This window comes from Ferdinandcohnia salidurans (assembly GCF_042680725.1).
Classification (GTDB): domain Bacteria; phylum Bacillota; class Bacilli; order Bacillales; family Bacillaceae_L; genus Ferdinandcohnia; species Ferdinandcohnia salidurans.
The window spans coordinates 197409-211756 of sequence record NZ_JBHUEK010000007.1; the positions used below are offsets into that span (position 1 = coordinate 197409).

Sequence of the window (14348 nt, forward strand, 5' to 3'; positions counted from 1 at the left end):
GATTGTGACCCAGAGAACGACCCCGGATATCATTTTAATAATTACAACACTTACACTTTTAGCAGTTGGATTAATTATGGTGTACAGTGCCAGTGCAATATGGGCTACATATAAATTCGATGATTCGTTTTTCTTTGCTAAAAGACAATTATTATTTGCAAGTGTTGGAGTCATTGCGATGTTTTTCATCATGAATGTGGACTATTGGACTTGGAGAACCTGGGCAAAAGTCCTTATCATTATTTGTTTTGTATTATTGGTTGCAGTACTAATCCCTGGAATTGGAATGGAACGTAATGGTTCTCAAAGTTGGATTGGCGTTGGAGCATTTTCAATTCAACCATCTGAATTTATGAAATTAGCAATGATTGCGTTTTTGGCAAAATTCCTATCTGAGAATCAAAAGAAAATTACGTCCTTTAAAAAAGGACTAATGCCGTCACTAGGTCTTGTTTTTCTGGCGTTTGGTATGATTATGCTACAGCCGGATTTGGGAACGGGAACAGTAATGGTTGGAACTTGTGTTGTGATGATCTATGTTGCGGGGGCAAGAATCTCCCATTTTGTAGGTCTAGGCTTGATCGGAGTGGCCGGATTTGTTGCTTTAATATTATCGGCTCCGTATCGAATTAAACGGATTACATCCTTTTTAGACCCATGGGAAGACCCATTAGGAACTGGGTTTCAAATCATTCAATCTCTTTATGCAATTGGACCTGGAGGTTTATTCGGTTTAGGTTTGGGGCAAAGTCGACAGAAATTTTTCTACTTGCCAGAACCTCAGACTGACTTCATTTTTGCCATTCTGGCAGAAGAGTTAGGCTTTATCGGTGGTTCGTTTGTCATCATTTTATTTAGTATTCTTCTTTGGAGAGGAGTACGGATTGCTTTAGGTGCACCTGATTTATATGGAAGTTTCCTAGGAATCGGAATTATCGGGATGATTGCGATTCAAGTTATTATAAATATTGGAGTTGTAACGGGTCTGATGCCGGTAACAGGTATTACACTTCCCTTCTTAAGCTACGGAGGGTCGTCCTTAACCTTAATGCTCATGGCAGTCGGTGTCCTTTTAAATATTAGTAGGTATTCAAGGTATTAACCCAAAAACACATGAATATATGTTATACTTAGAAAAAAGTTTAACCCTGTTTACTTGAACAGGGTTAAACTAATTTTAACGATAAACTTCCAAAAACGGGAGGAGTTTCCTTGAAAATAGTTGTTAGTGGTGGTGGAACAGGAGGGCATATTTATCCTGCGCTTGCCTTAATTAAAGAAATAAAAAAACTGAATCCTTCTGCCGAATTTCTCTATATCGGTACAGAAAAAGGGTTGGAAAGCAGTATTGTAACCCGTGAAGGGATACCATTTAAAACAATCCATATCACTGGATTCAAACGAAAGCTTTCCTTTGAAAATATTAAAACAATTACTCGGTTCCTAAAAGGTGTCCAAGACAGTAAGAAGTTGATAAAAGACTTTAAACCAGATGTTGTAATTGGTACAGGCGGTTATGTATGTGGACCTGTTGTTTACGCAGCATCAAAATTACATATACCAACAATCATACATGAACAAAACAGCATACCAGGTCTTACAAATAAGTTTTTAAGTCGATATGTTGACAAGGTGGCCATCTGCTTTGAAGAAGCTGGTCAGTTTTTCCCAAAAGAAAAAGTAATCCTTACAGGAAACCCGCGGGCGTCTGAGGTAATCGGTAAAGACGGAGATGCGGGGAGAGAATCTGTTGGGCTAAATAGTTCCCAAAAATCCGTTTTACTAGTTGGTGGAAGCAGAGGTGCTAAACCACTTAACGACGCATTCTTGAGTGCTTTATCCGAAGTGAAGGAAAAAAATTATCAATTCCTCTATGTTACAGGTGAGGTTCATTATGAAAATGTACTTAATCGGGTAAAGGCGGTTGGAAATCCTGATAATGTAATCATCAAACCGTTTATTCACAATATGCCGGACGTACTAGCAGGTGTTGACCTCGTTGTAGCTCGCGCAGGTGCGACAACTTTAGCTGAACTAACTGCTTTAGGACTACCAAGCATCTTAGTACCAAGCCCATATGTAACAAATAATCATCAAGAGAAAAATGCAAGATCCTTAAGTGATAAAGGGGCTGCCATTTTAAGACTTGAAAGAGATCTTACAGCTTCTCAGCTAATTAAGGACATTGACTCAATTCTATTAGATCCAATAAAACTTGAGGAAATGAAAAAAGCTTCTTCAGAAATAGGGATACCAGATGCCGCTAGTCGTCTATACAATGTAATGAATGATCTAATTTAGGCAAATGTACCATGAAAGCAGCAACGAGCATATACTACAGTAATGTCTGTTCTGAGTCGAGATGCAGATGAAGGAGGTAATCATGGAAAATATAGTGAAAGAACTTCAAGAGTCGAATGTTGGCAAGGTTATAGAGAATGAACCTTTATCTAAGCATACAACCATTAAGATTGGTGGTCCGGCTGATTTATTTATCGAACCAAATAGTGTTGAATCCTTAAAAAAGACCCTTGAAATCATAAAAAAACACGGAATTAAATGGCGGGCCATCGGAAGAGGTTCAAATCTCCTGGTTTCTGACAAAGGTATTGAAGGTGCAGTTATTAAACTAGGAAATGGCATTAATCATATGGACTTACAAGGTACAACGTTAACTGTTGGCGCTGGTTATTCAATCGTAAGTCTCGCTGTACAAATTGCAAGAAAAGGATTGTCAGGACTTGAATTTTCAAGTGGAATTCCCGGTTCCATCGGTGGCGCTGTCTATATGAACGCTGGGGCACATGGGTCTGATATTTCCAAAATATTAACGAAGGCACATATTTTATTCGATGACGGTAGTTTGGAATGGCTTTCCAATGAGGAAATGGAATATTCCTATCGTACTTCAATCCTTCAAAAGAAACGCCCTGGAATTGTAGTAGAGGCAACGTTTCAATTAACTGAAGGGGATAAAGCAGATATTTCGGCAGTCATGAAAAAAAATAAAGACTATCGAAGGGACACTCAACCATGGGATTTACCCTGTGCTGGAAGTATTTTTCGCAATCCACTTCCGCATTATGCTGGTCAATTAGTAGAAAAATCAGGCTTGAAAGGCCATACCATTGGCGGAGCAAAAATATCCGAAATGCATGGTAATTTTATTGTAAATGCTGGAAATGCAAAAGCGCAGGATGTTCTTGATCTCATTCAATTCGTAAAGGAGAAAATCTATACTTTACACGGTGTGCGAATGGAAACAGAAGTTGAAATAATTGGTCGAATCTAGACAGATTCTACACCCATTTCTTAGGAAAATATGATATAATACAATAACATGTATGTGTTACTGTATAAGTTACTAAACGGCATGTATACATGCCGTTTATTCTTTCGTTCAAAGCATTTTTAAAATACATGTTTTTGCTTATATAAAATGGACAGGTTGTTATATTAAGATGATTACAGGAGATTTTTGATTCGCGGGGTGAATGTATTTGGCAAAGCAAAAGGTTGTTACAATAGAAGACCGAATTCCAAAGCTGAAGCAAAGAAGAAAACAAAAAGCTAATCGTCGATTGATTATGTACATAACCTTTTTCTTTTTATTGCTTTCCGGAATTCTTTATTTCCAATCTCCTTTAAGTAAAATCGGCGAGATCACTATTACAGGCAACCAAAATATCACATCCGAACAAATTTCAAAGCTTAGCAAATTGACTGTTGGGACAAGCTTTTGGAAGGTCAATCAGGATGAAGTTAAACAAAATATAAAAGAACACCCTGAAATTAAGGAAGTTACGATTCAAAAGAAATTTCCCAACGATATAAAGATAAATGTCAGTGAGCTAAAAAGGGTAGGATATATAAGTGGTCATAATACTTTTTACCCAATCCTTGAAAATGGGAAGATTATTGAGAATGCCCAAAAATTTGGTTCAAAAGCGATTCCAGTGGATGCGCCAATCTTAGTAGACTGGGATGATGAAGCATTAAAGTTGCTTACAAAGGAACTAAATAAAATCCAACCCTCAATTTCAAAGCTTATTTCTGAAATTCACCATACTCCTACAGAATATGATCCTCTTCAGATGACCCTTTACATGATTGATGGGTATGAAGTTAAAGCTACTGTACGAAATTTCGCGAAGAATATTCCAGCATATCCTACAATCGTCAGTGAATTGGATCCATCTTTAAATGGATATATTGAACTAGATGTAGTGCCAACTTTTATTCCATATGAAAAAGAGAGCACCAGTGAAGAAGGAGAGATGGTAACAGATGAAAGTGAAGGGTAAGCATGTGGTTCTTTCATTTGTCTGCTTAGTCCTTGGCTTTATGATTTCATTCTCGTACCAATTTACAAAAGAACAAATGGAATCAAGTCGGGTCACTGAACAACAATGGAATGAAGAAACAAAAATACGAACGGAATTGAATGAACAAAATGAAAAAAATAATGACCTTCAACTGAAGCTTATTGAAAAACAAAATCAAATACAAGCAATTGAAGAAGAACTTGCGAAAGAGGAACAAGAACAAATTTACTATAATCTTGTTGAAGAAGTAGAAAAGTATCGGATGGTCGTTGGTGAAATTGGTGTAAAAGGCCCAGGAGTTTCAGTTACACTCGAAGATTCCTCTTACGTTCCATCAGGACAAGATGTTAATAATTATTTAGTTCATGAGAGTCATTTATTTAAGGTCATTAATGAACTTTATGTATCAGGTGCCCAAGCGGTTTCGGTAAATGGAAAAAGACTTAGTCATGATTCGTATATATACTGTAATGGACCAGTTGTTGTGGTTGATGGCAAACCATATCCGGCACCATTTGTGATCACTGCAATTGGTGATCCCGATGTCCTCATACCGGCTCTAAATATGAATGGTGGAATTACAGACCAATTGATTCAAGATAATATAGTCGTGAAAATTGAGAACAAAACACAAATTCAAATGGACCCATTACTTCAAGCGAATGAATAAACCGGATGTTTGATATAGAAGGCTAGGTGGTTTTCTTGGACAAAAAAACAGGCATTAGCTTCACTGTGATTACGTGTATAATTGGTTTTATGGTTGCTGTCCAATTCCAAACCATTAAAGAACCTGAAGTGCGAGATACACGTGATTTATGGGAATTGCGTGAGGATTTGAAGCAATCACAAGAATTATATACAGAATTATTAACAAAAATTTATACATATGAAGCAAAGTTAGAACAATACGAGAATCAACGTGATGACAGTAAAATGCTTATTCTTAAAGATACGCTTGATGAATTAAAGAAACAGGCAGGGCTTACTCAAGTATCAGGTCCTGGGCTTACGATTACAGTTGAGCAATCGTTCAATGAAGCAGGAAGACAAGCGACAACTATTTCTCCGAGTTTGTTGAGATGGCTAGTAAATGAATTGAATTCATATCAGGCAAAGGCGATTTCAATTGACGGCCACCGTGTTATTACGACAACGGTCATACGGGAAATTCAAGGAAGACCGAAAATTGATTCGTATTCTCTAAATCCATTACCAATTGAAATAAAGGTCATTGCAGACGATGCTGAACGACTTTATAACAAGTTAAAAGCATCAGAAGCAGAGCGACAATTCTTTATTGATAATTTGCGATTAAAAATATCAAAACCGAGTAAAGTTGTAACAATTCCTGCATTTGATGACCCAATTAGGATTACAGAAATGCAACCTAATATGGAACCAGATAATAAGTGATAAAGGTGGAACATAGTCATGTGGCTTCCAATTTTCGGTCTAATAGTCGGAATCATTCTCGGACTGTTATCGGAGTTCAAAATTCCAGCAGAGTATTCGAATTATTTATCGATTGCCGTTTTAGCAGCTCTTGATACTTTGTTCGGTGGCATTCGTGCACATCTGCAAAATATTTATGATCAGTCCGTATTTGTTTCTGGTTTCTTTTTTAATATTTTATTGGCAGCAAGTTTAGCTTTTCTAGGTGTGCATCTTGGTGTAGACTTGTACTTGGTAGCCGTTTTCGCATTTGGAGTAAGGCTTTTCCAAAATATTGCGGTGATCCGACGAATAATTTTATCCAAATGGAGCCTTTCTCGTGATAAAATAGAAAAAAATTGATTTTTATAAAGGGAAAACCCCTATGGTTGTTGAATATTTTTCATATACAAAAATTATTATGAAAAATGTCAATTGTTGTTCGAAAAATGCTATACGAAATGTGTTATGTGAAAAAGGAGGTGCCACAGAATGAACAGCAATGAAATATGTGTTAGTCTTGACATCGGTACATCCAATGTTAAGGTTATCATCGGTGAGATGGTTGATGATTCTCTTAACATAATAGGTGTGGGTAATGTTAAATCAGAAGGTTTGAAAAAAGGTTCAATTGTAGACATAGATGAAACCGTTCATTCTATTAAGAAGGCAGTTGAGCAAGCAGAAAGAATGGTAGGCATTTCTATTAATCAAGTAGTTGTATCCGTCCCAGCTATCAATGTTCAGTTACAGGATGCACATGGAGTAGTGGCAGTTTCTACTGAGTCTCGTCAAAATCGTGAAATAAGCAATGAAGATGTCCTACGTGTAATCGATGCCGCACAATTTATTTCTCTACCACCTGAAAGAGAAATTATCGATATGATTCCAAAACAATTTATTGTAGATGGATATGATGAAATTAGTGATCCACGTGGTATGTTAGGTGTTAGGCTTGAAGTGGAAGGAACTATTATTACAACTTCACGTACGATTTTACATAACCTGCTACGTTGTGTAGAAAAAGCAGGACTTGATATTACCGCAATTTCCTTACAACCTCTCGCATCAGGTTCAATTTCCTTATCTGATGATGAGAAAAATTTAGGGGTTGCTCTAGTTGATATTGGTGGAGGTTCTACAACTATTGCACTCTTCAATAATGGTCATTTAAAAACAACAAGTGTTCTACCTGTTGGTGGGGACCATATTACAAAGGATTTAGCAATTGGATTACGAACATCTACTGAAGATGCTGAGAAAATTAAAATTAAACATGGACATGCCTTTTACGACGATGCTTCTGATGAAGAAGTATTTGATGTTCCAATTATTGGCAGTGATCAACATGAACGATTTACCCAATTACAAATTTCTGAAATCATCGAAGCTAGATTAGAAGAAATTTTAGAGTTAGCACAAAAGGAAATTAAGAAAATGGGTGTAGGAGATCTTCCTGGTGGCTTTGTTCTTACAGGTGGTGTAGCAAATATGCCTGGAGTATTGGAGCTATCTCAAATTGTGTTACGAAACAATGTTAGAATTGCAAAGCCAGACTATATTGGTGTCAGAGAACCTCAATACGCAACAGGTGTAGGGCTGTTGCAGTTCGCATATGAGCAGGCTAGAATCCAAGGAAGAAAAATAAGTACTACGGTCCAGGTGGAAAATCCTGAAAAAAGACCTGCTAGACAGCCGCAAGCGAAAAGTCACCCTAAAAACTCAAAAGAAGAGCAAAATATCGGGAAAAAAGTTAAAAGGTTTTTCGGTCTCTTCTTTGAATAGTCAGTTTAAAAGAGAAGTATATTTGCAAATTAGGAGGATCTTATAATGTTAGAGTTTGATACAAACGTTGATCAATTAGCTACTATAAAAGTAATCGGTGTAGGTGGCGGTGGAAACAACGCGGTTAACCGAATGATTGAACATGGTGTTCAAGGAGTCGAATTTATCGCAGTTAATACTGATGCCCAAGCCTTAAATCTTTCAAAAGCTGAAATAAAAATGCAAATCGGTGGAAAATTAACTCGTGGTTTAGGTGCCGGAGCCAATCCTGATGTAGGAAAGAAAGCGGCGGAAGAAAGTAGAGAACAAATCGAAGAAGCCCTTAAAGGAGCAGATATGGTATTTGTTACTGCAGGTATGGGTGGTGGAACAGGTACAGGTGCTGCCCCTGTTATTGCTCAAATTTCAAAAGATTTAGGAGCTCTAACAGTTGGTGTAGTAACTCGACCATTCACTTTCGAAGGTAGAAAGCGTCAAACGCAAGCGGCCGGTGGTATTGGTGCAATGAAAGAATCGGTTGACACACTGATCGTCATTCCAAACGACCGTCTTCTTGAAATTGTTGATAAAAATACGCCAATGCTCGAAGCGTTCCGTGAAGCAGACAATGTGTTACGTCAAGGGGTACAGGGTATTTCTGACTTAATCGCTGTACCAGGATTAATCAACCTTGACTTTGCTGACGTAAAAACAATTATGTCTAACAGAGGTTCCGCTCTTATGGGAATTGGTGTTGCAACAGGAGAAAACCGCGCTGCAGAAGCTGCAAAGAAGGCTATTTCAAGTCCATTGCTTGAAACATCAATTGATGGTGCACAAGGTGTCCTTATGAATATTACAGGCGGAACAAACCTAAGTCTTTATGAAGTACAAGAGGCAGCAGATATTGTTGCATCAGCTTCAGACCAGGAAGTTAACATGATTTTCGGGTCTGTTATTAATGAAAACCTAAAAGAAGAAATCGTCGTGACGGTTATTGCTACTGGTTTTACAGAAGCAGAAGTTAACCCAACACGTCCATCTCGTCCTTCATTTGGTGCAAAACCACAAGCACAACAGCATCAGCAACCACAGGTTCAGACTTCGCCAAGAAGAGAAATGAGACGTGAGGAGCCAGTCCAGGAAGTAAATACACGTAATGCAGTACATGTAGAAGAAGAAATTGATGTACCAACATTCCTACGTAACCGTAACAGAAGAGGTTAAATAGAAAAGCGCAAGGCACCCGCCTATCGGCGACAAGCATAAGAACAGCGCTGACAGAAGGCTCTTTTTGCCTTCAGAAGTGATGGGCTTAGACCAGAGAGCCGATGGTGCCTGGAGCTAGCCAATAAAAAAGTCCTCATAAATATATAAAAAGGCATTTGACAATTTAGTTGTCGAATGCCTTTTTTCTATTTTTTCACCTATTTCTTTGGATTCCCCTTCATTCTAACTTAACTGACAAAATAAGAACTAATCTTCCAAAATTTCTCTTTTATTATCGGCATGAAGTGACAGACTTCCATATAAGATGTACTATATACTATTTTTTAAGCTAACTAGTTTACCAAATGCAAAAACATATATCTAGGTGAAGTGACTTTTGGTGAAAGGAGAAATGGGGTGTCTATTTATTTAGATGTAATCTGGTTGTTAAACTTTTTCTTTGACGCCTTATTATTACTATTAACTGCGATGATCCTAAAGCGAAAGATTGTAAAATGGAGAATCTTAGTAGGCTCATTTATTGGATCTTTGTTAGTTCTCTTAGTGGTTTCTCCTTTTGCAGAAATTGGGTCTCATCCGGTTACGAAACTTCTCTTTTCAATTGTAATTGTAGGAGTTGCTTTCGGATATAAACGATTTCGCTATTTTTTACAAGGATTACTAACCTTTTATTTTGCTACTTTCATGATTGGAGGTGGGATGATAGGGGTTCATTACTTTTTAGAATTCGATGTTCAAGTATTTGATGGAACAATCATGACTCAGTCAACTGGCTATGGAAACCCAATTAGTTGGGGATTTGTATTAATCGGCTTTCCACTCTTATGGTATTTTTCAAAAAATAGAATGGATGACATTGAAACGAAGCAAGTTTTCTATGACCAGATTGTTGCTGTGAAGCTTGAAGTAGATGATGTCATCTTACATTTACAAGGTTTGGTCGACAGTGGAAATCAATTGTTCGACCCAATTACAAAAAGCCCGGTTATGATCTTAGACACCACAAAATATGAAGAACTCTTTCCTAAAGCCCTTATGGAACAATCCAAAAATATAGAGCTCTTAACAAATGATTCTTCCACAGAATCTCATAAATGGGAAAGTCGTGTAAGACTTATTCCATATCGTGGGGTTGGCCAAGAACATCAATTCTTATTGGCTGTTAAACCTGACCGAATAACAATCTATCATGGAAATGAAGAAAATATCGTAAAAAAAGGATTGGTTGCATTCAACCATACTACCTTATCAACTGATGGGGAGTATGATTGTATCGTACATCCCAAAATGCTTGTTTCAAGCTCCATTCAGACAGCTTCTTAAGGGGAAATAAAACAAATTAATTCTAATAAATATCATACTCACGTTTTTTACAAAATAGAAGGGAGAACTTATCTGTGGCTAAATTAAAATTAAAACTTACATATTGGTGGTATAAACTTTTAATAAAATTAGGTTTGAAGACAGATGAAATATATTATATTGGTGGGAGCGAAGCCCTACCTCCACCCCTATCGAAGGATGAAGAAGAGGTTCTCTTAAATAAGTTACCGAGTGGCGACCAAGCTGCAAGGTCAATTCTTATTGAAAGAAACCTAAGACTTGTTGTATATATCGCACGAAAGTTTGAAAACACAGGAATAAACATCGAGGATTTAATTAGTATTGGAACAATTGGGTTAATCAAGGCTGTCAACACGTTTAATCCTGAAAAGAAAATCAAACTTGCAACCTATGCATCAAGATGTATTGAAAATGAGATTTTAATGTATTTGCGTCGAAATAATAAAATAAGGTCTGAGGTTTCTTTTGATGAACCATTAAATATTGATTGGGACGGTAATGAACTATTATTATCGGATGTTCTAGGAACAGACGAAGACATCATTACAAAGGATTTGGAAGCGAATGTCGACCGTAAGTTATTAGTGAAAGCCCTGCATCAGTTAAATGATCGCGAGAAACAAATCATGGAATTAAGATTTGGATTAATTGGTGGAGAAGAAAAGACGCAAAAAGATGTTGCTGACATGCTTGGGATATCGCAATCTTATATTTCAAGACTGGAAAAGCGAATTATTAAACGACTTCGAAAAGAGTTTAACAAAATGGTGTAAAGAAAAAATAATTTTCCTTTAAAGCTATTGATTTTGCTGTTTTTATACACTAGCTATGGAAATAGTTGTGAATTCGAAATGCATATTTTTCCCTCTAACGGAGATACTTAACTTTGTACAGCAACTCCTGTTAGGAGGGAAAGAATTGACTCGAAATAAAGTAGAAATTTGTGGTGTTGATACTTCAAAACTTCCAGTACTAAAGAATGAAGAGATGCGGCAATTATTCCGACAAATGCAAAGTGGCGATTTGTCAGCTCGCGATAAGCTCGTAAATGGGAATTTACGACTTGTTCTCAGTGTAATCCAACGGTTCAACAACAGAGGAGAATTTGTGGATGATTTATTTCAGGTCGGATGTATCGGTCTGATGAAATCAATCGACAATTTTGACCTTGGTCAAAACGTAAAATTCTCCACCTATGCAGTCCCGATGATTATCGGCGAAATTCGGCGCTATTTACGAGACAACAATCCTATCAGGGTGTCGCGCTCATTGCGGGACATTGCCTATAAGGCTTTGCAAGTAAGAGAGCGTTTGATGAGTGAAACATCAAGGGAACCTACAGCAGAAGAAATCTCAAAGGTTCTTGAAGTGCCACATGAAGAAATTGTTTTTGCACTTGATGCGATTCAAGACCCTGTATCATTATTCGAACCGATTTATAATGATGGTGGGGATCCAATTTTTGTGATGGATCAATTAAGTGATGAACGAAATCGTGATTCAAATTGGATTGAAGAGATTGCCTTAAAAGAAGGAATGAGACGACTAAATGATCGTGAGAAACTAATCCTTCGAAAACGATTTTTTCAAGGAAAAACACAAATGGAAGTTGCTGAAGAAATCGGAATCTCTCAAGCCCAAGTCTCACGTCTTGAAAAAGCAGCAATTAAACAAATGAATAAGAACATCCAAAATTAATGATGGATTCATCCATTAAATGGACAAGTTATAGCATGAATAGGGTAAATATCAGACATTCGGTGAAGACGAATGTCTTTTTTAACGCCTTTTTATCGTATGAAATTAAAGCCTTCCCACTTCGTCTAATTTTGTCTCATAAAAGGCAGTAAGCCAGTCATATAGTTTACTATAAGGAGGCGGAGGGAAATGGTGAAAATTTCTGATTTTCAAGCGAAGGATGTTGTAAGTGTTGTCGATGGAAAAAGACTTGGGAATATTGGTGATATCGACATTAACTTAACAACTGGAAAGATAGAGTCCATTATTATAGGTGGCTATGGAAAGGTACTAGGCATATTTGGCCGCGAGGAAGAGATTGTGATTCCATGGAGAAACATTATCAAAGTCGGTAAAGATGTGATTTTAGTGCGAACTCAGAATACGACTGAGTAATCGCGCTAAATTTTGACATTTTTCCTAACATATTCTCCTTTCTTTTGCTAAGATGTGATAAAATAGGCAGAAGAAGGGTTCATTTTTCTAAAAATAAAATATTGTCTTCATGTCTAGGTAAGATGTGTTGATAATTGTTGAATAAAAGGATGTTGTTATGAAGCTTGAACCATTTACTCAAAAGGCAGAACAAGTTTTAAATCTTTCCAGTTGGAGCCATATTTCTGATAAACTGGTTGCTGGTTTTACGACTAAAAATGGCGGAGATAGTGAAGGGGATTTTAAATCCTTTAATCTTGGTTTACACGTGAATGATGAGGACAACTCGGTTATTTCAAACCGAAAGCTGCTTGCAGACATTCTCCGCTTTCCACCTGAAAACTGGGTATGCTCAGAGCAAACACATAAAAATAGCATCGCTAAGGTCACTAAAAAAGATCTTGGTGCAGGTGTTTTTACATACGAAGATAGCATCAAGGATACTGATGGGTTATATACAACAGAGAAAAATATTCTGCTAACCCTTTGTTATGCAGACTGTGTTCCACTTTATTTTTTTGCACCATCTAAACAAATCATTGGAATAGCTCATGCAGGGTGGAAGGGAACTGTTCAGGATATTGCAGGTGAAATGATTCGTGCTTGGGGTCATGAAGGTGTTAAACCAGATGGTATCCAAGCAGTAATCGGACCCGCAATTGGTAAATGCTGCTACATAGTGGATGATTACGTTATAAATTTCGTGAAAAATTTGGACAAAATAGAGTCAAAACCTTACGAAATAGTAAGTGACAACCAATATCGGTTAGATTTAAAAGAACTAAACTATCAGCTTATGGTGAGGGCAGGAATTCCTCCGGAAAATATTCAAGTTTCCTCGTATTGTACGTCCTGTGAGAATCAGAAATTCTTTTCGCATCGAAGGGATGCCGGGAAAACGGGAAGAATGATGAGTTTTATTGGCTTTAAGGAGGATTAATTTTAAAATGAGTGTAAAAGAAAATCTAATCTACATACAAGAGAACATAGAACAAGCATGCAAGCGTTCAAATCGGCCTGCAGATTCTGTTTCAATTATTGCTGTAACGAAATATGTAAGTGTTGAAACAGCTAAGGAAGCAATCGAAGCAGGAATTCAACATATTGGAGAAAATCGCGACGAAGGTCTGACAAAGAAGCGAGAAGAACTTGGGAATGAACCAACTTGGCATTTTATTGGGTCTCTTCAAACAAGAAAAGTAAAAAACATTATTGATAAGGTCGACTATATTCATTCGCTCGATCGAATATCGTTAGCAGAGGAAATTCAAAAGCGGGCGAGCGATAAAATAAAATGTTTTGTACAAATCAATGTATCTGGAGAAGAGTCCAAACACGGAATGTCACCGGAAAATCTTGAGTCGTTTATAAAGGAACTTGGAAAATATCCTTCTGTTGAGGTAGTCGGATTAATGACAATGGCTCCGTTTACCGATGATCAAGATGTTATTCGTTCATGCTTCCAAAGACTTCGAAACCTAAGAGACGATGTACAAGCTCTTGGTTTGCCACATGCTCCATGTACTGAATTATCTATGGGTATGTCGAACGATTTCGAAATTGCAATTGAAGAAGGAGCTACCTTCATTCGAATAGGTACTTCATTGGTTGGCAAAGAATTTTAAAAGAGAGGTGTTACAATTGAGTATAAAAACCAAATTTAAAAGCTTTTTTGCATTAGAAGATGAATATGATTATGATGAAGAAGATTATTTTGAAGAAGAGGAAGTAGAACCGACAAGGGCTACAAAACCAGCTGCGAAGCAAAATGTAGTTAGCTTGCAAAGTGTTCAAAAGTCTTCCAAGGTTATTTTGTTTGAACCTCGAGTGTATGCAGAGGCACAAGAAATTGCCGATCATTTGAAAAACAGACGAGCGGTTGTTGTTAATCTCCAACGTGTTCAACATGATCAAGCAAAGAGAATCGTTGATTTCCTAAGTGGAACTGTTTATGCCATTGGTGGGGATATTCAACGCATTGGTGCAAATATTTTCTTATGTACTCCTGACAATATCGATGTGTCCGGAAATATCTCTGAGATTGTTTCTAACGAAGAATTCGCTGAAAAGGGGTGGTAA

At 37.2% G+C, this 14348-nt stretch carries 16 protein-coding genes; all 16 read left to right on the forward strand.

What is annotated here, in order from left to right; all coding sequences use genetic code 11:
• The first annotated feature begins 1 nt into the window (after position 1).
• The 16 genes from spoVE to ACFSFW_RS03990 all read left to right on the forward strand — a co-directional run bounded on the left by spoVE (position 2) and on the right by ACFSFW_RS03990 (position 14348).
• The gene (gene spoVE / locus ACFSFW_RS03915) at positions 2 to 1102 is read left to right on the forward strand and encodes a stage V sporulation protein E (RefSeq protein ID WP_304215876.1); all 1101 of its coding nucleotides are present in this window, start codon (positions 2 to 4) and stop codon (positions 1100 to 1102) included.
• A gap of 110 nt (positions 1103 to 1212) precedes the next feature.
• Positions 1213 to 2301, forward strand: coding sequence for an undecaprenyldiphospho-muramoylpentapeptide beta-N-acetylglucosaminyltransferase (murG, locus tag ACFSFW_RS03920; protein WP_304215783.1), 1089 nt, complete (start codon positions 1213 to 1215; stop codon positions 2299 to 2301).
• Positions 2302 to 2383: 82 nt separating this feature from the next.
• Positions 2384 to 3292 carry a UDP-N-acetylmuramate dehydrogenase gene (gene murB / locus ACFSFW_RS03925; RefSeq protein ID WP_099363087.1) on the forward strand — a complete coding sequence of 303 codons (909 nt, stop codon included), beginning with the start codon at positions 2384 to 2386 and terminating at the stop codon, positions 3290 to 3292.
• A 202-nt stretch (positions 3293 to 3494) separates the two neighbouring features.
• Positions 3495 to 4304 carry a cell division protein FtsQ/DivIB gene (locus ACFSFW_RS03930; RefSeq protein WP_304215782.1) on the forward strand — a complete coding sequence of 270 codons (810 nt, stop codon included), beginning with the start codon at positions 3495 to 3497 and terminating at the stop codon, positions 4302 to 4304.
• Positions 4288 to 4995 carry a DUF881 domain-containing protein gene (locus tag ACFSFW_RS03935; protein ID WP_304215781.1) on the forward strand — a complete coding sequence of 236 codons (708 nt, stop codon included), beginning with the start codon at positions 4288 to 4290 and terminating at the stop codon, positions 4993 to 4995. The genes ACFSFW_RS03930 and ACFSFW_RS03935 overlap by 17 nt, the downstream gene beginning before the upstream one ends.
• A gap of 35 nt (positions 4996 to 5030) precedes the next feature.
• Positions 5031 to 5741 (forward strand): DUF881 domain-containing protein, encoded by a 711-nt coding sequence (locus ACFSFW_RS03940; RefSeq protein WP_304215780.1) that lies wholly within the window; start codon positions 5031 to 5033, stop codon positions 5739 to 5741.
• An 18-nt stretch (positions 5742 to 5759) separates the two neighbouring features.
• Positions 5760 to 6122, forward strand: coding sequence for a small basic family protein (locus tag ACFSFW_RS03945; protein WP_010282644.1), 363 nt, complete (start codon positions 5760 to 5762; stop codon positions 6120 to 6122).
• A 129-nt stretch (positions 6123 to 6251) separates the two neighbouring features.
• Entirely contained in the window at positions 6252 to 7544 is a 1293-nt protein-coding gene (gene ftsA / locus ACFSFW_RS03950) for a cell division protein FtsA (protein ID WP_099363084.1), read from the forward strand.
• A 45-nt stretch (positions 7545 to 7589) separates the two neighbouring features.
• Positions 7590 to 8750, forward strand: coding sequence for a cell division protein FtsZ (gene ftsZ, locus ACFSFW_RS03955; RefSeq protein ID WP_304215778.1), 1161 nt, complete (start codon positions 7590 to 7592; stop codon positions 8748 to 8750).
• A gap of 399 nt (positions 8751 to 9149) precedes the next feature.
• Entirely contained in the window at positions 9150 to 10076 is a 927-nt protein-coding gene (gene spoIIGA, locus ACFSFW_RS03960) for a sigma-E processing peptidase SpoIIGA (protein WP_304215777.1), read from the forward strand.
• Between the two features lie 74 nt (positions 10077 to 10150).
• Complete coding sequence (gene sigE / locus ACFSFW_RS03965) at positions 10151 to 10870, forward strand: RNA polymerase sporulation sigma factor SigE (RefSeq protein WP_099352346.1); 720 nt, start codon at positions 10151 to 10153, stop codon at positions 10868 to 10870.
• Positions 10871 to 10925: 55 nt separating this feature from the next.
• On the forward strand, positions 10926 to 11795 hold the full coding sequence (gene sigG / locus ACFSFW_RS03970; RefSeq protein ID WP_099352347.1) for an RNA polymerase sporulation sigma factor SigG: 870 nt from the start codon (positions 10926 to 10928) through the stop codon (positions 11793 to 11795).
• Positions 11796 to 11984: 189 nt separating this feature from the next.
• Entirely contained in the window at positions 11985 to 12230 is a 246-nt protein-coding gene (locus ACFSFW_RS03975; protein ID WP_099363081.1) for a YlmC/YmxH family sporulation protein, read from the forward strand.
• 157 nt (positions 12231 to 12387) lie between these two features.
• Positions 12388 to 13209 (forward strand): peptidoglycan editing factor PgeF, encoded by an 822-nt coding sequence (pgeF, locus tag ACFSFW_RS03980; protein ID WP_388035408.1) that lies wholly within the window; start codon positions 12388 to 12390, stop codon positions 13207 to 13209.
• 7 nt (positions 13210 to 13216) lie between these two features.
• A complete protein-coding gene (locus tag ACFSFW_RS03985) occupies positions 13217 to 13894 on the forward strand; it encodes a YggS family pyridoxal phosphate-dependent enzyme (RefSeq protein ID WP_304215775.1) in 678 nt (225 codons plus the stop codon).
• A gap of 16 nt (positions 13895 to 13910) precedes the next feature.
• A complete protein-coding gene (locus tag ACFSFW_RS03990) occupies positions 13911 to 14348 on the forward strand; it encodes a cell division protein SepF (RefSeq protein ID WP_304215774.1) in 438 nt (145 codons plus the stop codon).